The 17193-nt window shown below is 71.7% G+C and carries 16 protein-coding genes; 2 read left to right on the top strand and 14 right to left on the bottom strand.

From position 1 onward, the window contains the following. The 3 genes from ABZ070_RS25655 to ABZ070_RS25665 all read right to left on the bottom strand — a co-directional run. On the bottom strand, positions 1–420 hold a 420-nt coding region (locus tag ABZ070_RS25655), incomplete at its 3' end, for a nitroreductase family deazaflavin-dependent oxidoreductase (RefSeq protein ID WP_356637682.1). 76 nt (positions 421–496) lie between these two features. Further along, positions 497–691, bottom strand: a complete 195-nt coding sequence (locus ABZ070_RS25660) for a hypothetical protein (RefSeq protein WP_356637683.1) — start codon at positions 689–691, stop codon at positions 497–499. A 143-nt stretch (positions 692–834) separates the two neighbouring features. Next, a complete protein-coding gene (locus ABZ070_RS25665; protein WP_356637685.1) occupies positions 835–1698 on the bottom strand; it encodes a phosphatidylinositol-specific phospholipase C/glycerophosphodiester phosphodiesterase family protein in 864 nt (287 codons plus the stop codon). Between the two features lie 288 nt (positions 1699–1986). Between ABZ070_RS25665 and ABZ070_RS25670 the strand changes: the two genes are divergently transcribed. Then, the gene (locus ABZ070_RS25670) at positions 1987–2835 is read left to right on the top strand and encodes a hypothetical protein (protein WP_356637686.1); all 849 of its coding nucleotides are present in this window, start codon (positions 1987–1989) and stop codon (positions 2833–2835) included. Between the two features lie 69 nt (positions 2836–2904). On the opposite strand, the gene ABZ070_RS25675 is transcribed toward ABZ070_RS25670, so the two are convergent. The 10 genes from ABZ070_RS25675 to ABZ070_RS25720 form a co-directional block, all read right to left on the bottom strand. Continuing rightward, entirely contained in the window at positions 2905–3567 is a 663-nt protein-coding gene (locus ABZ070_RS25675) for an ATP-binding cassette domain-containing protein (RefSeq protein WP_356637687.1), read from the bottom strand. Then, positions 3551–4459: an ABC transporter ATP-binding protein gene (locus tag ABZ070_RS25680; protein ID WP_356637697.1), complete on the bottom strand. Its 909-nt coding sequence runs from the start codon at positions 4457–4459 to the stop codon at positions 3551–3553. Before ABZ070_RS25680 ends, ABZ070_RS25675 begins: the two co-directional genes overlap by 17 nt. Before the next feature lie 134 nt (positions 4460–4593). Next, positions 4594–5460, bottom strand: coding sequence for an ABC transporter permease (locus ABZ070_RS25685; RefSeq protein WP_356637688.1), 867 nt, complete (start codon positions 5458–5460; stop codon positions 4594–4596). Continuing rightward, positions 5453–6409, bottom strand: coding sequence for an ABC transporter permease (locus tag ABZ070_RS25690; RefSeq protein ID WP_356637698.1), 957 nt, complete (start codon positions 6407–6409; stop codon positions 5453–5455). The genes ABZ070_RS25685 and ABZ070_RS25690 overlap by 8 nt, the downstream gene beginning before the upstream one ends. Positions 6410–6441: 32 nt before the next feature. Then, positions 6442–8037 carry an ABC transporter substrate-binding protein gene (locus ABZ070_RS25695; RefSeq protein ID WP_356637689.1) on the bottom strand — a complete coding sequence of 532 codons (1596 nt, stop codon included), beginning with the start codon at positions 8035–8037 and terminating at the stop codon, positions 6442–6444. A 100-nt stretch (positions 8038–8137) separates the two neighbouring features. Next, the gene (locus ABZ070_RS25700) at positions 8138–9211 is read right to left on the bottom strand and encodes an acyl-CoA dehydrogenase family protein (RefSeq protein WP_356637690.1); all 1074 of its coding nucleotides are present in this window, start codon (positions 9209–9211) and stop codon (positions 8138–8140) included. Continuing rightward, complete coding sequence (locus ABZ070_RS25705) at positions 9208–10389, bottom strand: acyl-CoA dehydrogenase family protein (protein ID WP_356637691.1); 1182 nt, start codon at positions 10387–10389, stop codon at positions 9208–9210. Before ABZ070_RS25705 ends, ABZ070_RS25700 begins: the two co-directional genes overlap by 4 nt. Beyond that, positions 10386–11354 carry an NADPH:quinone oxidoreductase family protein gene (locus ABZ070_RS25710; RefSeq protein WP_356637692.1) on the bottom strand — a complete coding sequence of 323 codons (969 nt, stop codon included), beginning with the start codon at positions 11352–11354 and terminating at the stop codon, positions 10386–10388. The genes ABZ070_RS25705 and ABZ070_RS25710 overlap by 4 nt, the downstream gene beginning before the upstream one ends. Before the next feature lie 94 nt (positions 11355–11448). Next, positions 11449–12033: an XRE family transcriptional regulator gene (locus ABZ070_RS25715; protein ID WP_356637693.1), complete on the bottom strand. Its 585-nt coding sequence runs from the start codon at positions 12031–12033 to the stop codon at positions 11449–11451. An 87-nt stretch (positions 12034–12120) separates the two neighbouring features. Next, the gene (locus ABZ070_RS25720) at positions 12121–13059 is read right to left on the bottom strand and encodes an AraC family transcriptional regulator (RefSeq protein ID WP_356637694.1); all 939 of its coding nucleotides are present in this window, start codon (positions 13057–13059) and stop codon (positions 12121–12123) included. 101 nt (positions 13060–13160) lie between these two features. Here ABZ070_RS25720 and ABZ070_RS25725 point away from each other — a divergent pair, with 101 nt between their 5' ends. Next, a complete protein-coding gene (locus tag ABZ070_RS25725) occupies positions 13161–14159 on the top strand; it encodes a zinc-dependent alcohol dehydrogenase family protein (protein ID WP_356637695.1) in 999 nt (332 codons plus the stop codon). 167 nt (positions 14160–14326) lie between these two features. On the opposite strand, the gene ABZ070_RS25730 is transcribed toward ABZ070_RS25725, so the two are convergent. Further along, a complete protein-coding gene (locus ABZ070_RS25730; protein WP_356637696.1) occupies positions 14327–16960 on the bottom strand; it encodes a beta-N-acetylglucosaminidase domain-containing protein in 2634 nt (877 codons plus the stop codon). Positions 16961–17193 lie beyond the last annotated feature (233 nt).

The following is a 17193-nucleotide window of genomic DNA, read 5'->3' on the forward strand; positions in this document are numbered from 1 at the left end:
GGCAGGCCGGGCCTGGAGAGCAGGGTCGGCGCGGCCGTGGAGGACTGGTTCGCCCGGATGCGGGCCGAGCTGCCCCCACCACACGGCCTTCTCCTCGCCGGTCACCTCACGCGCGATCATGTCCCTGCGGACCGGCCCGTCCTGGAGCTCCACGTGGGGGTCGGCCTTGACGTTGTGGTACCAGACCGGGTGTTTGGGCGCGCCGCCCAGCGAGGCGACGAGCGCATATGCTCCGGCGTGCTCGACGCGCATCAGCGGTGTCTTGCGGATCTTGCCGCTCCTCGCACCGCGGGTGGTGAGGAGGATGACGGGCATGCCCCGCATCGTCGTCCCCCTCGTACCGCCGGAGCTCTCGTACTCCTCGACCTGCTCACGCACCCAGGTTTCGGGGCTGGGCTCGTACTCACCCTCAAGAGGCATTGTTCTCGTCCCGTCGTCGATGGCACTGCCATACGTTCAACACCGTTGCCGCGGCACGGCTTCCCGGCTGTCGTCATCAGGGCCTGAGGCTGCCGACGACGTTTGCGGTGGCGGCGATGCCTTCCTGGATGCTCGGCGCCATGCTGGTGCCGGCCAGGAAGAATCCGAGCAACGCGCAGACCAGCGCGTGGGACATCTTCAGCCCTCCGCTGCGCAGGAAGATCACTGCGAGCACCAGCAGGAGCAGCACCACCGAGATCGAAATGGCCATCGCCAACCTCCTCCGCCGCGCCGGAATTGCGGCATTCGGCGGCCAGTCTGGCGTAGCCGGGGCCCCGTACGGCCGACTGGCATGGCCGCCGTACGGGTGCATCTGGGCTCAGGCGGGATACCAGGGCCTCTCGACGCAGCGATTCAGCGGCCGTTGTGGCGCAGAAAGCGTTCGAGGCCCGCCAGGTCATCGGTGTTGATGTGGTCCACGCCTGCGGCCAGCAGCTCCCGCCAGACGGCGTCCCGTTCCGGGCCTGCCACGTCGGGTGTCGCCCAGAAGCGGACCCGTTGGGAGCGGCCGTGGGCCGTGGCGACGAGGGTGCGCAGCTTCTCCCGCTCCGCGGCCGGGAATTCACCGGCGCCGCGCCAGCTGAAGCTGTGGGTCCAGTTGCTGGAGATCAGCGGGATGAACGACGCGGGAGCCGGGGCAGGGGCGGCGAGGTCCTCGAGGCGGCCGTCGTAGAAGGCGTACCGCACCCGCTGTGCCTCCATCGGGACGCGGGCCGCGCGGTCGCCGGATATGACCGGGGTGACGGCATCGAGGCGGACCTTTCCATGGACGCTGCTGCTCAGCATGTGCCGGTAGCGCTTCAGTTGGCGGTCGAGTTCGAGATAGGCGGCGGCACCGTCCGCCTTGATGTCGATCAGCAGCTGCACTGGCCGGCGGTAACCGCGGTAGACGCTGCCGTGGTTGGCGCGTACTCGCGCGAGCAGCGGGTCGAGGTAGAGGGCACGCAGGGTGCGGGCGGGATCGAGTTCAGCGGGTTCATGGGCGACGAGCAGCTCACCGTCGACGAGGAAGATGTCGGCCTCGACGCTGGTGAAGCCGTGCGACAGCGCGTCGAGCAGTGGCCGCTCGTGCAGATAGTCGTTGTGCGCATGGGCCCGGCGCAGCGGCTGGTCGGTCGCGCCGCCCTTCGTGGCTGCCCGGGCGTGGGCGGGCACCGCCACGGCTCCGGCGAGTGCTGCGGCGAGGGTGGTGACGGCTCTGCGGCGGGTGATGGGCACGAGGACCTCCGGGCTCGGCGGGTCGGGAGGGACATCGGTGAGTATCCGCCGGGCGCGAGCCCATGGGCAGGGGGCCACCAAGAGTTCGGCCATTCGTCATGTCCGCTGCCAAGGGGGCGCAGAGGGTGGGTGGTTGAGGGATGAGCGCGCGGGCGTACGCCACCCCTTCGGCCGGCTCCGCGACCGCCGCCGAAACGACCGATGAGGAACTGGAGCGGCGATCCTGCTGGTGGCACGATGGCTGGTACGAAGAGTACCGAGAGTCGGTACTCGTGCCTGGGGGCATCAATGAACATCCGGCTCCCCTTCCGCCTCGTGGCCGTGACCGCCGCGACCGGCCTGATGCTCGCCGCGTGCGGTGGATCCGGCGGCGCGTCGCAGGCGACGAGATCGCCGTCCGCCGCGTCGGGGACGACGCCCGGGCCCTCGGCGTCGGCCAGTGCTCCCGCCCCGCCCGCCACGGCCACTCCCACACCTCCGGGCACGCGACCGCCCTCCACACCTGCGCCCAGCGGTGACGGACGGCTGGGCGGCTCCGAGGGCCTGCAGCCGCTGTGGCCGTTCGCCACGCTCGACCAGGCCCGGGCATGGGAACGCGAATACCGCTCCGGAGGCCACCAGCCGTGGCATCTCGACCCGGCGCAGACCGCTCTCTCCTTCACCCAGGGCTTCCTCGGGTTCAAGGACATCGACCGGGTCACCACGCGTTCCGTCGGCACGTCCGAGGCACGGATCGGCGTCGGCGGCAGCGGCCCGGAGGCCGGAGCCACGGCGGCCGTGATCCACCTGGTGCGCTACGGCTCCGGACCGAACGCCCCGTGGGAAGTGGTGGGCACCGACGACACGACGTTCTCCTTGACCACGCCCGCCTACGGGTCGGTCGCGCGCTCCCCGGTGCGTGCCGGCGGCCGGATCACCGGCGTGGACGAAACCATCCACGTCCAGGTGCACCAGCCCTCGTCCACGTCGCCGCTGGGCAGCTCGTGCTGCGTCTCTGCGGGCGGCAAGGACAGCCCCTGGTCGGCGTCCGTCTCCTTCACCGGCGCCCGCGACCCGGTTCTGACCCTTGTCGCGAGCACGGGCGGCCACGTCGCCGAGGTCGAGCGCTTCGCCGTCACGGCCCTGCGCACGCGGTGACGGTCGAGCGCTTCGCCGTCACCGCCCTGCGCACGCGGTGACGGCTGCTCGCCGCCGCAGCGAACCGCCTCACGCCTGCGTGATCTCGGACCAGTTCACGGTCCGGTCGCACCAGCGGTTCAGCAGAACGTGGTCGTGGCCCACCGCGAGCAGGCCCGCGCCGTGTGTGCGGCGGTAGGTTTCGACCACGGCCACCAGCGCCGCGGTCGTCGACGCGTCGAGCATGGCCGTCATTTCGTCGCAGACCAGCCAGCGTGGGCGAAGCACCAGCGCTCTGGCCAGACAGGCGCGTTGCAGCTGGCCGTCGCTGACCTCGTGGGGCCGGCGGCCGAGCAGTTCGGCGGTGAGGCCCACGGACAGCGCCAGTTCGTCCGCTCGGGCCGAGGCCTCGGCTCGCTTGTGGCCGGTGGCCCTGCAAGGCTCCGCGATCAGGTCCCGCAGACTGAGCCGCGGGTCGGCGGACAGCCGGGGCTGCTGGAAGACGACACCGACGGCGGTGCGCTGCGCCTGGGGCGCGGCGTGGCGCCAGCCGTCGACCGGTTCACCGTCCAGGACGACGCGGCCGGCGTCCGGGCGGTGGAGCAGTGCGGCGACCTTGGCGAGCGTGGACTTGCCACAGCCGCTGGGGCCGAGCAGGCCGACGGACTCGCCGGGGGCGATGGCGAGCGTGGCCCCACGTACGACCGGCCTGCGGTGGTCGTAGCCCGCGGTGATGTCACGCAGTTCGAACACGCTGCGCCTCCTGTGCATGGTGGCAGGCGACGCTGTCGGCGAGGTGCGGGAGAGTGGCGCAGGCGTCGTCCGCGCGGTCGCAGCGCGGGGCGAAGGCGCAGCCTTCGGGGAGATCGCCGAGTTCGGGCGGCAGGCCGGGGATGGGTGTGAACTCCCTTTCCGGGAGTGCGTTCAGCAGGCCACGGGCGTAGGGGTGCCGCGGTCCGGGGCCGCCGAAGAAGACGCCCGCGTCGGCGAGTTCGACGATGCGTCCCGCGTACATCACGGCGACCCGGTCGGCGGTGCGCTCGGCCGCGGCGAGGTCGTGCGTGATCAGCAGGAGTGCGCGTCCCTCGTCCGCGTGGCGGCGCAGTTCGTCTGCTGTGCGGTCGACGAGTTCCCGGTCCAGGCCCGTGGTCGGTTCGTCGGCGAGCAGCAGCGGCGCGTCGCCGATGAGGGCGAGCGCCGTGGCGGCGCGCTGCGCGAGCCCTCCGGAGAGCTCGTGCGGGTGGCGGTCGAGGTGGTCGGTGGGGAACGCCGCACGTCGGGCCGCCGCCACTGCCGCGTCGCGCGCGTCGCGGCCACGGACGCCGGTCAGCTGCCGCACGGTCTCGGTGAGTTGTGAGCCCACGGTCCGTACCGGGGTGAGGTGGGCAGCCGGGCTCTGAGGCACCAGCCCGATGCGGCGACCCCGTACGGTGCGGGCGAGTGTCCGTTCGTCGGCGCCGAGCAGTTCGATGCCGTCGACGACGGCCGACCCGGCGGCCTGTGCGTTGGCCGGGAGCAGCCCGAGGAGGGCGGAGGCGAGTACGGACTTGCCGCAGCCGCTCTCGCCGATGAGGGCGAGGCACTCCCCCGCGGCGAGGTCGAACGAAACGTCGCTGACGGCTGCCACATGCCGTCCGCCGCGCATGCGGAAGCGTACGGAAAGGCCGCGGACAGCCAGCACGGGTGCCGCCCGCGGCGCGGGGGCGGACGCGGCGTGCGGCGCCTGCTCCGACGGCCCGGCGGCGCCGTCTGCGGGTGAGGGGTCGAAGGGGCGCGCGTTCACAGCATCAGCTCCGATCGGCGGCGGGGGTTGATCCGTTCGCGCCAGGCGCCGGCGAGGCCCGCGACGGCGAGCGTCGGGATGATCAGGAACAGGCCGGGGAACAGCGTCGGCCACCAGTCGCCGGCGAGCAGCGAACCGCGTGCGGTCTGCACCAGGTTGCCCAGGCTCGCCTGGTGGGTGGGCAGCCCGAGGCCCAGGAACGACAGGGCCGATTCGTGCCACATCGCGTGCGGCACCATCAGCACGGCCGCGAGCCCCGCCTGCGGCAGCACGCCGGGCAGCAGGTGCCGCGCGGTCACCCGCCACCGCGACGCGCCGCCACTGATCGCGGCGTCGATGTACGGGCGGGAGCGCAGCGACAGGACCTCGGAGCGGACGATGCGGGCGGTGGACAGCCAGTGCGTCAGCGCGACGGACACGATCACCGGCCATACTCCGGGGCGGAACATGGCGACGACGAAGATGCCGAGCAGCAGATGCGGCACGGAGGAGAAAGTGTCGACCAGCCGCATCAGCACCCGGTCGACCCAGCCGCCTCCCACCGCAGCCGCGGCGCCCACCACGGTGCCGATGACGGTGGCGACGAACGCCGCGACCAGCCCGACGAGCAGCGAGACGCGCAGCCCGTAGACGCAGCGCAGCAGGAGGTCACGGCCCACGTCGTCGGTGCCGAAGGGGTGCGCCGGTGAGGGCGGTTGCAGCTTCATCGACAAGTCGACGGCCTGCTGGTCGAGCTGCGCGAGCGGCGGTACGAGCAGCACGGCGACCGTGACGGCCGCGACGATCACGGCGGACACCGTGACGCGCACCGTGCGGGTGGAGCGGCGTGTGCGGCCGTGGGACTTCCATACGAGGTCAGCCATCGAAACCCACCCTCGGGTCGGCCAGCCCGTACAGCAGGTCCGACAGGAGGTTGCCGAGGAGGACGGCCGCCGTCGCGAGCACGGTGAGCGCGGCGAGCAGCGGGAAGTCGACCGAGGTCGCGGCCTGGACGGTGGCGGCGGCTATGCCGGGCCAGCTGAAGACGGTCTCCACGAGCAGCGCTCCGGTGATGAGTTCGGGGACGCGGGAGCCGATCAGGGTGAGCATGGGCAGCATCCCCGAGCGCAGGGCGTGGCCGACGAGCACGGTGCCGTCGCTCAGCCCCCGCGCGCGGGCGCCGCGCACCGGGTCCTCGTCCAGGGCGTCGCCGACGCCCTGACGCACGTACAGGAAGAACCACGGCAGTTGGCTGATGCCGAGGACCGCGGCGGGCAGCACCAGATGGGTGGAGACCTGGCCGAAGGTCACGGTGTCGCTGGCGGTGTCGGTGAGGCCGCCGGCCGGCAGCACGCCGAGTTCGAGCGCGAAGAACCAGATGGCGAGCAGCCCCAGCCAGAAGGCGGGTGCGGCTTCCAGGGTGTAGGCGAGGGAGCTGACGGACCGGTCGAGGAGTCCGCCGCGGCGGCGGGCGGCGAGGACGCCGAGGGCGGTGCCGAGCACGATGGCGAGGGCGAACGCGGCAGCGGCGAGCAGCAGCGACCAGCCGATCCGCTCGGCGACGACGTCGGCGACCGGCTGGCGCATCACGCCGGAGTCGCCGAGGTCGCCCTGAAGGGCCGAGATCAGCCAGTTCCACCACCGGGTGACGAGGGGCTCGTCGACGCCCAGGTTGGCGCGTATCTGGTCGAGGTTCTCCTGTGAGGCGGTGAGCCCGGCGGTGCCGGTGTATGCCTTCACGGGGTCGAAGGGCGAGGCTGCGGCAACGGCGAAGACCCCGAAGGTCACCGTGAGGAGGACGGGGACGGCGAACAGCGCCCGCCGCCCCGCCATGCGCGCCATCGCCCCGACGGGGAAGGCGCGTTTCACTTCTTCGGCGTCCAGTCCTCGACGTTCCACCAGGGGCCGGAGGCCAGGCCGTGGTCGTGGGGCTCGGTCTGGGTGGTGAGGCCGTCCCACTTGTCGTTCACGACGTAGACGTGGTCGATGTGGGTCAGGAAGGTGTAGCCGGGGTTCTTGGCCAGTTCACGCTGGACAGTGTCGTAGGCGGCCTTGCGTTCGGCCGTCCTGCCGCTGCGGCGGCCTGCTTCGAGGGCCTTGTCGACGGCCGGATTGTCGTACCAGGCCATGTTGTTGAAGCCGTCGCCGGCGAGGGACGACTTGAGCAGCAGGTACTGGTCGAAGTCCGGGTCGCCGGGCGCGCCGCCGCCGGCGAGGACCGCGTCGTGCTCCATCCTCGGCTCGATGACCTCCCAGGTGCCTGCCTTGGTGGTGATGTCGATGCCGGCCTTCTTGGCGTCGGAGGCGTAGGCGAGGGCGTGGTCCTGCCGGAGCTTGTCGCCGGTGAGGTACCAGAGAGGGAACGCGGCGCGGACACCGTTCTTGACGCGGATGCCGTCCTTGCCGGGCTTCCAGCCCGCCTCGTCGAGGATCTTCTTCGCCCCGGCGAGGTCGTGCCGGCGCTCCGTGCCCTTGGTGAACCAGGGGCTGCCGGTGGGGACGGGCCCGTGGGCGGGCGTTCCCGCGCCCTCGAGGATGCTGTCCACCATGGCCTGCCGGTCTACGGCGGTGTCGAGCGCCCGGCGGACGGCGGTGTCGCCCGCGACCTTGTTGTGGGTGGGCAGGGTGACGGTGCGGTAGTCGTACGTGGTGGCCTCGTACGTCTTCTTGCCCGGTTCGGTCTTGAAGCCCTTGGCGAGGTTGGGCGGCAGGATCGCGCCGTCGAGGTCGCCGGCGCGCAGCCGGGTGGCGCGGACGTCGTCGTCCTTGATGATCGCCATGGTGAACTTCTTCACCGCGGGTGCGCCGCCCCAGTAGTCGGGGTTCGCCTTGAAGCTGAGCTTTTCGCCCTTGGACCAGCCGGTGAGGATGTAGGGGCCGGTACCGATCGGCTTCGTGGTGAACGGACCGGTGTTGACGTCCTGCTTGCCCGCGACGTGCTCGGGGGCGATGGGCAGGACGGTGCGCTGGGCGAAGGGCGCGTAGGGGTACTTCAGGGTGAAGACGACGGTGTCGTCTCCGACGGCCTTGACGTCCTTGACGGCGTCCAGCTCGGTCCTGGACGCGTTGTTCGTCTTCTCGTCGAGGATGGTCCGGTACGTGAAGACGACGTCCTTGGCGCCGAACGGCTTGCCGTCGCTGAATTTCACGCCTCGGCGAAGCTCGTAGGTGTAGGTGAGGCCGTCGGCACTGACCTCGGGCAGCTTCGCGGCGAGTGCGGGCCGCAGCTTCATGTCCCCGTCGAAGGCGAGCAGTCCGTCGAAGATCTTGGAGTTGCCGTCCTTGCCGTAGCCGAGGAGCGGGCTGAGGCTGTCGGGCTCGTAGGCGATGCCGACGACCGCCGCGTCCTTCGCCGTGGAGCCCGCTCCCCCGCCGCCCGGGTTGGAGCAGGCCGCCGCGCCGAAGGTCAGCGCGGCGGCCATGGCCGTGGCGGCCGCAGCCCGTATTGATCGGCCCGTCATGCGCGTACACCCCTGTTGAAGATCTGCCGTTATTGCAAAGCTCTCGCAATTAAACAGCATGTAAAGGGCGTGGCGTAATAGGGGGTGTTACGGGGCGGTGTTACGGGGCCTGGAGGTCGACCAGCGCGGCCAGCGCCTCCTTGTGCCGTCCCGGTGTGCCGAAGGCGATCTCGTCGGCCTTGGCGCGCTTGAGGTACAGATGGGCCGGGTGCTCCCACGTCATACCGATGCCGCCGTGCAACTGCACGCACTCCTCCGCCGCGTGGACCGCGACCCGCGAGCAGTACGCCTGGGCGACGGCCACCGACACCGCGGTGTCCGGGCTGTCCGTTGCCAGCGCGTCGGCGGCGGCGCGAGCGGCGGCCCGCGCCGAGACGACCTCCAGCCACAGCTGGGCCATGCGGTGCTTGAGCGCCTGGAAGGAACCGACGGGCCGGTTGAACTGGTGCCGTTCCGCGGTGTGCCGGACCGTCTCCTCCAGGCACCACTCGGCGAGGCCGAGCTGCTCGGAGGCGAGCAGACCCGCGCCCGCAAGCAGTCCTCGGCGCACAGCGGCCTCGCCGCCCGCCGCGTCCGCGAGCCGCGTCCCCCCGTCCGAGGCGGTGACAGCCGCGAGCGGGCGGGTGAGGTCGAGCGGGGTCAGCGGCTCGACGACGGCCTGCGCCGCTTCCACCGCGTACAGACCGTCGGCCCTTAGCACGAGCAGCACATCGGCCGTCACGGCGTCCGCGACGCCGGTGACGCGCGTCCGGCCGTCGGGCAGCGGGCCGTCCGGCGCCGTGGACAGCGGCACGGCGAGCACGGCGGTGCGCCGCCCTTCCGCCAGCGCGGCGAGCAGAGCGGTGACCGGCTCGCTCCCGGCGCCCAGTGCCAGCAGCGTCTGGGTGGCGGCGACGGAGCTGGTGAGATACGGCGCGGCGACGATGCCGCGCCCCAGCTCCTCCAGTACGACCGCAGCCTCCCGGTGGCCGGCACCCTGGCCGCCGAGCTTCTCCGGTACGAGGAGCCCGGCGGCGCCCATCTCGGCGGCGAGGGACGTCCACAGCTGCGGGTCCCCGGGCGAGCCGGCTTCGGCGCGGGCGGCGAGTGCGGTGGTGTCGCCGCGGGCGGCGACGAGCGACCGTACCGCGGCGCGCAGGTCGTCCTCGGTCTCTGAATACAGCAGGTCCGTCATCGCGCGAGGTCCTTCCAGGCGATGTCCTTGTCGTTGCGCGGCTCGGAGGGCAGCCCGAGAACGCGTTCCGCGACGATGTTCAGCAGCACCTCGCTGGTGCCGCCCTCGATCGAGTTGCCCTTGGAACGCAGATAGCGGTAGCCGGCGTCGCGTCCCGTGAAGTCGACGAGCTCGGGCCGGCGCATGGTCCAGTCGTCGTACAACAGCCCTTCCTCACCGCGCAGTTCGACCTCGAGACCGCTGATCTCCTGGTTGAGGCGGGCGAAGGCGAGCTTCATGCCGCTGCCCTCGGGGCCGGGCTGGCCCGCGACGAGCTGCTGGCGCAGCCTCTCTCCGGCGAGCCTGGACACCTCCGCCTCGACCCACAGGGTCAGCAGCCGCTGGTGCAGGTCGTGGGTGCGCAGCTCGGGCCGCTCCCGCCAGGTCCGCGCCACAGGGCCGATCATGCCGCCCTCGCGCGGCAGGCGCATGCCACCGATGGAGACGCGCTCGTTCATCAGAGTGGTCTGCGCGACCTTCCAGCCCTCGCCGACCTCGCCGAGCCGGTGCGCGTCGGGGATGCGCACCCCGGTGAGGAAGACCTCGTTGAACTCCGCCTCGCCGGTGATCTGGCGCAGAGGCCGCACCTCGACCCCGGGGTCGGTCATGTCGCAGATGAAGTAGGTGATGCCCCGGTGCTTGGGAAGGTCCGGATCGGTACGGGCGATGAGGATCGCCCACCGGGCGACGTGCGCACTGGAGGTCCACACCTTCTGGCCGGTGACGATCCAGTCGTCGCCGTCCCGCACAGCGCGGGTGCCGAGTGCCGCGAGGTCGGAGCCGGCGCCCGGCTCACTGAAGAGCTGGCACCAGACTTCCTCGCCGATCCACAACGGCCGCAGGAAGCGCTCCTTGACCTCCTGCGAGCCGTACTTGAGGATCGTCGGCGCGGCCATGCCGAGGCCGATGCCGATGCGCCGGGGATCGTTGTCGGGAGCCCCGGCGGCGGCGAGCTCGGCGTCGACGACGGCCTGGAGGGCGCGGGGGGCAGCCAGTCCGCCGAGGCCTTTCGGGAAGTGGACCCAGGCGAGTCCGGCGTCGAAGCGCGCCTTGAGGAAGTCGGTGCGGTCGGTCTCGGCCGGCGGATGGGCCGCGAGCAACTCCCTGGTGAGTGCGGTGATTTCCGCTGCTTGTGTCATCGGCCTGCTCCGTCCGGGATGACGACCAGGCGACCCGTGGTGGTGCCGTCGGCGACGCGTTGCACCGCGTCCGCGGCGTCCTTGAAGGCGACGCGCTCGCTGATCAGCGGCTTGATGAGGCCCTTGGCCGCGTACTCGGTGAGCGTTTCGTGGCAGCGGCCGATGGAGCGCGGGTCCTTGGTGGCGTACAGGCCCCAGTGCAGGCCCATGATCGAGTAGTTCTTGACCAGCGCGTGGTTGAGAGCGGGGGCGGGGATGTCGCCGCTGGCGAAGCCGACGACGACGATCCGGCCCTCGAAGGCCACGCACTTGGCGGACTTGGCGTACGCGTCACCGCCGACCGGGTCGTAAATCACATCCGCGCCGCGTCCGCCGGTCGCCTCCTTCACGGCGGCGACGATGTCGTCCGCATGCCGGTCGACGACGACATCGCAGCCGAGCTCCCGGGCGACGGCCGCCTTCTCCGCGCCGCCGACGACGCCGATCACCCGGGCTCCGGCCGCCTTGCCGAGCTGTACGGCGGCGCTGCCGACGCCGCCCGCGGCCGCGTGCACGAGCAGGGTCTCGCCCTCCCTGAGGGCAGCTCGCCGGTGCAGGCCGAACCAGCCCGTCTGATAGCCGATGTGCAGCGCGGCGCTCTCCGCGTCGTCGAGCGCCTCGGGCGCGGGGAGCAGGGCGGCCGCGTCGGCGACCACGTACTCGGCGAGTCCGCCGCCCGGGAGGACCGGGTTGGCGATCACGCGGCGGCCGTCCTCGGTTTCGCCGCAGATCTCCACTCCGGGGGTGAAGGGCAGCGGGGGCCGTACCTGGTACTGGCCCCGGCAGAGCAGGGCGTCGGGGAAGTTGATGTTGGCCGCACGGACCCTGAGGAGGACCTGCCCCTCCCCGGGCGTGGGCCGGTCCGCCTCTTCGAGCCGCATCACCTCGCTCGGCTCGCCGTTGCGGTGCACTCGCCATGCCTGCATTTCGGGGCCTCCCACACGTAGGGCAGTACTGTGCTGCGCCGCATACTAAGCGGTCGCTTGCCCCTGCGGGAAGAGCAGACACGGCATGACCGAATCAGGCGCTTTTCGGCTTGGCCCGTACATGCATGCGCTCACCCTGGGGGCCGAAGAGGCTCAGGAACTCCATCGGCCGGTCGTCGGCGCAGCCGAACCAGTGCGGCACCCGGGTGTCGAATTCCGCGGCCTCCCCCGCACTCAGCACCACATCGTGCTCACCGAGCACCAGACGCAGCCGCCCGGACAGGACGTAAAGCCATTCGTACCCCTCGTGCGTGCGCGGCTCCGGCTGCTCGCCGGAGGGCTTCTGGGTCACCTTGTACGCCTGCAGCCCCCCGGGCCGGCTGGTCAGCGGATACATCGTGCGCCCGCCATGGACGATCGGCTTGGAGCGCACCCGGGGATCGCCGACCGGGGGTGCGCCGACCAGCTCGTCCAGCGGCACCTGATGGGCGCGGGCGATGGGCAGCAGCAGCTCGAGGCTGGGCCGGCGCCCCCCGGACTCGAGCCGGGACAGGGTGCTCACGGAGATCCCCGTCGCCTCGGACAGGGCACCGAGGGTGGCCCCCCGCTCGCGCCGGATCCTGCGCAGCCGGGGGCCGACCTCGTTCAGTACGGCGTCGAGCCGTGCGTCGTCTTCCATGGACCCTATTGCAGAAACAGCAAGGAGATTTGTCAAACAAGCAGAGCCGCCGCCCTGGGAGCGCCTCGGTGGCACCAACGTCACTGCCTAGCTGCCTGCGACGGTCGTGGGACGCCTGCGGTACTGCCCCGGCGGGACGCCGTACTCGCGCTTGAACGCCTTGGCGAAGGCGAACTCCGAGGTGTAGCCCGCGCGTTCCGCCACGACGCGCAAGGGCGTGTCGCCCGAGCGCAGCAGTCGGCCCGCTGTCGTCATGCGCAGCCAGGTCAGGTACGCCAGGGGCGATCTGCCCACCAGGGCGGTGAAGCGCCGCGCGAATGCGGCCCTGGACACCCCGCCACGGGAGGCCAGCTGCTCCACCGTCCATGGCCGGTCCGGGCCGGAGTGCATCGCCTGCAGTGCGGCGCTCACTGCCGGGTCCCGCAAGGCCGCCGCCCAGCCCGTCATCTCCCGCTTCTCAGCGGACTTCCGCAGCCACCAGGTGCGCAGCAGATACACCAGCAGCGTGTCCAGGAGGCCGGAGACGATCGCGTCGGAGCCGGGGTGCGGCTCCGCCAGTTCCGCGCCCAGCAGGTCGAGGGCCGACCGGAGGCCGTGGTGCGTCCCGACCCCGGCCCGGATGTGGACCACTGGAGGCAGCTCCGAGAGCAGTGGGTGCGCCCGCGACCGGTTCAACTGGTAGGCACCGCACAGCAGCAGTGTTTGTGTGTCCGGACCCGGACCGGGGTCCGGCAGCACCGGCCAGGACCCGTCCGGCTCCAGCGCGAAGTCCTCCAGGGGAGTGTCGGGATGGTCGGCCAGAGCGTGCCCGTAGCCGTGCGCCAGGAACACCACGTCGCCGGGGCCGAGAGGCACCGGAGCCGCTTCCCCGGGGCGCAGGAGCCAGGCCGCGCCCTGGAGTACGACGTGGAATCCGGCGCCGTCCGATGCGGGGAACCGCACACCCCACGGAGGGTTCTGCGCCGTACGGGAGGAGTGCGGCCGTCCCGTACGCATGGTGGCGACCGCGTCGCTGAGGACATCCATGCCCCGAACGTACGGCATCCCGCACTTCACGAGACGATCGGACAGTAAGGGAAGAGTTTGCGACATGGCTCGTCTCGCGGTTCGTGCATAGCGTCGTCTCCATGACGACTTCCTTACACACCAGGGCAGTTCTCTTCCACGAACTCGGCGGCCCCGAGGTGCTCCGCGTCGAGGACGTGCCGCTCGGCCAGCCCCGCCCCGGCGAGGTGCTCTTCCGGGTGGACGCCATCGGACTCAACCGCGCCGACGCCCTCTTCCGTGCGGGCACCTACTACTACCCGCCCACGCTGCCCGGTTCGCGGCTCGGCTACGAGGCCGCCGGGGTCGTCGAGTCGGTCGGCGAGGGCGTGAGCGGCTTCGCGCCCGGCGATCCGGTGATGGCCGCGGCCAACTTCGACTTCGGGGTTCACGGCGTGCACGCCGAGCGGGTCGTGCTGCCGCAGGAGTCGGTGGTGCACCGTCCCGCCGGCACCGACGCCGTGACCTCGGCAGCGGCGTGGCTGACCTACACCACCGCATACGGCGGGCTGGTGGAGACCGCCGGGATGACCCCCGGCGACCACGTAGTGATCACGGGCGCGTCGAGCGGAGTCGGCACGGCCGCGATCCAGACGGCCTTGCGGCACGGCGCGATCCCCATCGCCACCACGCGCAGCCCGCGGAAGCGGCAGCGGCTCCTGGAACTCGGCGCGGCCCATGTCATCGCGACGGACTCCGAGGAGCTGGTCGCGGAGGTCCACCGGATCACCGGGGGCAAGGGCGCCGAGGTCGTCTTCGACGCGATCGGCGGACCCGGCTTCGCCGCCCTCGGGGACGCCCTCGCCCCCGGCGGCACGGCGGTGCTGTACGGCTGGCTCGACCCGCGTCCGGCCCAGTTGGGCCTCAACTGGCCCCAGACGGTTCACATGTACAACAACGGCACTCTCGTGGAGCGTCCCGACCTCCGACGGCGCGCCGCCGCGTACATCGGCTCCGGACTGGCCGACGGCACGCTGGCGCCCGTGATCGCCGAAACGTTCGACGGCCTGGATCGCGTCGCCGACGCGCACCGGCTGATGGAGTCCAACACGCACACCGGCAAGATCCTCGTGACCCTGTAGGCCCCAGGGCGGCGGCTGAAGGGTGATCCGACCGAAACCGCCTGGTTGGCGCAACCGGGGACGGCGCCGGGGCGGCAGCACGATCCGCCGCTACGTCATCTGGCGAGCGTGCTGCCGCCGAACGGCTACCTGACGGGTCGACAGGGCCCACGCGGCCTGATGCGGTGCTAGCGGACAATCACCTCCGCGATCCGCGGCACTCCACCGCGCCACACCAGGCGCGCCGCGTCCACCTCGCGCGGCCCGAACCGGAGCCGCGTGTACGGTCCGCGGACCTCACCCGCCCTGTGCCAGGTGCCGTCGGGCCCCCGCAGCTCCACCGTGGCGCGCACGGCGGTGTCCGACGGCTGCAGAACCGTCACCGATCGTGCGGTTCGCTGCTTGCCCAGCTCGACCGTCAGGGCCTCGCCCTCCCGCGGCGTCCGCGCCGCGCGGTAGACCGTGCCGAGGTCACCGTCGGCGGCCGCGCCCAGCGAGGAACCGGCCGCTGCCGGCGGGTCGCCGATGACGGACGCACTGTCCGTCACGACGCCGAACTCCCTGACGACCAGCCAATTGGTCTGCTTGGCTGTCGCCCGTGCCCGCACGAAACGTGCCGTGGTGCCCGGCGGAGCGGTGGCCGTGACGTCGGGCTGCCCGCTGAAGGCGGTGAGCTGCTGCCAGCTCGCACCGTCCGAGGAGTATTCGAGCACCCCCTGGCGCAGATAGTCGCCCGGACTCGTGGACTTGCCCATGGCGAGCTTGACGGAGCGCAACTCCCGTTCCTGGCGCAGGTCGACGCCGACGGTGTCGCCCACGGCGGGCGCGCGGCTGCTCCAGTAGAACGTGGCGTCGTCACCGTCGATCATCCGCGGGACGACGTTGTCGCGGTACACACCGATGCTGCTCGCCGCCCTGACGGCGCCCGGCACCCCCAGGATGCGGTCGTGCTCCGCCATCGCGTCGTCGACGAAGACGTCGAGCACCCCCTCACCGACGGTCACGGGCACCGGACGGCCGTCGAGCCCGACGTAGACGAACGAACGGGCCGTGGCGAGGAGCCCCGGGAGCCGCTGGCGCAGTTCCCAGGCCTCGCGGCCGTCGCCGTCACGCGCCTCCCCCACCAGACGCAGGGCGGTACGGGCCGCGGACGCCCAGGCCTCGGTCGCGTCGAGCCAGGGACCGGCGTCGTCGATGAACCCCTGCTCGGGCAGACGGTCGCGGAGCACCGACGGCGCGGCGCGCAGATCATCGAGCACCCGCTCGAGCCGGCGCTCGTCGCCGTCACGCCAGAACCGCTCGAACGCGGCCGCCAGTTCGGGAGCCTGCTGGAGATTCAGCCGGGAGCTGTAGTTGACGTCGGAAAAGGTCCGCAGGGCACGTTGCACCCGAGTGTCGTCGCCCGCGTACCAGCGCACCGCGGCTTCCCAGGACGTTCTCGGATCGTAGGCGGCGTCGTTCCAGGCGTAGTCGGCGACGGTGAACAGGGCGATCTTGGAGGCGTGGGGCTGGATCATGGGGTTGGCGGTGATACCCGCGAGCTCGGCGGGCAGGCCCTTCTCCCGGCCGTTGAACGGTCCGAGGAGCAGCCGGTTGGTGACGTAGTCGTTGACCGGGTAGTTGTCCCAGGTCAGGATCGGGTGGTTGAACACGGCGCGGGCGGCCTTGGCCTGGGCGACGGTCATCGTCGGTGCGATGACCCCGATGCCGGTCCACTCCACGAGCACGTCCGGGTCGAGTTGCTCGGCCAGCGCCTTCTTGTACGGGGTGCCGGTGACGTTGTAGTACTCCGTCGGGACCATCTGCAGCGGCTGCGCACCGGGGTGTTCGGCGATGAACTCCCTGTTCACCCGGTTCAGGAGGTGGGCCTGCGCGGCACCCGCCGCGGCACCGCCCGTGCCCCACTTGGCCTGGTCGTCCGGACAGTTCCACGAGGTGTAGCTGATGTCGTCGAGCGGCACGGCGAAGGTACGGACGCCGATCTCCCAGATCGACCGGAACTTGTCGATGAGCGCCGCGGTGTCCGCGTCGGAGCTGTAGCAGATGGACAGGCCCGGCGACAGGGCGTACGTGAAGTCGACATGGCGCTCGCCGGCCCGGTCGACCAGCTCCTTGATCTGTGCCAGTTCCCGCGCCGGGTGGGGCTCGCGCCACTTGTCCCGCAGATACGGGTCGTCCTTGGGCGAGTAGACGTAGATGTTCATCTTGTGCTCGCCGTAGAAGTCGAGCTGGTCGAGGCGTGCATCGTGGGACCACGGCGTGCCGTAGAAGCCCTCGATGACACCGCGCAGTCCGGTGGCCGGCCAGTCGCGGACAGCCAGGCCGCCGACCTTCGCGCCGGGCCGGTCGCGGCGCGGGAGGATCTGCCGCAGCGTCTGGGCGGCGTAGTAGGTGCCGGTGGCGTCCTTTCCGGCCAGGACGACGCGTTCCTCGCCGATACCCAGCACATAGCCGTCGGCGGGCAGCCCGGCCGGCCCCTCGAGGGTCAGCGCGCCGAGCGCCGCCGCGGAGCCGACGTGGACGGTGAGCCGGTCGCGCACGGCCCGGTCGCCGTGCACGATCCGCTGGGCGCCCGCGTCGCGGAGCGCCTGCTCGGTGACCCGGACGGCCTGGGTGTCGGCGCTCTCTCCGGGGATCAGTGTGACGGTCGAGGTGATGGTCACCCGGTCGTCGAGGGATCGGACCGACTGCGGGGTCGGGGTGATGGCCGGGGCTTCGGCGCCGGCCGCCTTGGGCTCGTCGGCCGCAAGGGCGACGGTCGGCGTCAGCAAGAGGGTGAGGGCCGCGGCGAGCACGGCGAGACGGGTCGGGCGAAGCGTCACTTTTCCTCCATGGGCCGCTGGGGTCGCACAAGGAAGTTCGCGCATCACAACACTCGCAATTGACCAGTCATATGACGCTGTGTCAATCATGGGGAACGGACCGTCTTCACCGATGCGGGCCGTTCGGCGGCCCACACGTACGAATCCGGCCAGATGTGTGCTCCGAGGCGGTCGGCCGCCGGGGCGGGGGGGGTCGCCCTCACACCCCCACTCGACCCGCGCCCCCCCGCGGC

Source organism: Streptomyces sp. NPDC006283, assembly GCF_040613325.1.
Lineage (GTDB): Bacteria > Actinomycetota > Actinomycetes > Streptomycetales > Streptomycetaceae > Streptomyces.

Bases quoted from the DNA above. Each gene is read 5' to 3' on its own strand.
- ABZ070_RS25660 (WP_356637683.1), bottom strand. From the start codon at position 691: ATGGCCATTTCGATCTCGGTGGTGCTGCTCCTGCTGGTGCTCGCAGTG.
- ABZ070_RS25670 (WP_356637686.1), top strand. From the start codon at position 1,987: ATGAACATCCGGCTCCCCTTCCGCCTCGTGGCCGTGACCGCCGCGACC.
- ABZ070_RS25720 (WP_356637694.1), bottom strand. From the start codon at position 13,059: ATGGATGTCCTCAGCGACGCGGTCGCCACCATGCGTACGGGACGGCCG.
- ABZ070_RS25705 (WP_356637691.1), bottom strand. From the start codon at position 10,389: ATGACACAAGCAGCGGAAATCACCGCACTCACCAGGGAGTTGCTCGCG.
- ABZ070_RS25725 (WP_356637695.1), top strand. From the start codon at position 13,161: ATGACGACTTCCTTACACACCAGGGCAGTTCTCTTCCACGAACTCGGC.
- ABZ070_RS25710 (WP_356637692.1), bottom strand. From the start codon at position 11,354: ATGCAGGCATGGCGAGTGCACCGCAACGGCGAGCCGAGCGAGGTGATG.
- ABZ070_RS25695 (WP_356637689.1), bottom strand. From the start codon at position 8,037: ATGACGGGCCGATCAATACGGGCTGCGGCCGCCACGGCCATGGCCGCC.
- ABZ070_RS25700 (WP_356637690.1), bottom strand. From the start codon at position 9,211: ATGACGGACCTGCTGTATTCAGAGACCGAGGACGACCTGCGCGCCGCG.
- ABZ070_RS25690 (WP_356637698.1), bottom strand. From the start codon at position 6,409: ATGGCGGGGCGGCGGGCGCTGTTCGCCGTCCCCGTCCTCCTCACGGTG.
- ABZ070_RS25685 (WP_356637688.1), bottom strand. From the start codon at position 5,460: ATGGCTGACCTCGTATGGAAGTCCCACGGCCGCACACGCCGCTCCACC.
- ABZ070_RS25715 (WP_356637693.1), bottom strand. From the start codon at position 12,033: ATGGAAGACGACGCACGGCTCGACGCCGTACTGAACGAGGTCGGCCCC.
- ABZ070_RS25680 (WP_356637697.1), bottom strand. From the start codon at position 4,459: ATGCGCGGCGGACGGCATGTGGCAGCCGTCAGCGACGTTTCGTTCGAC.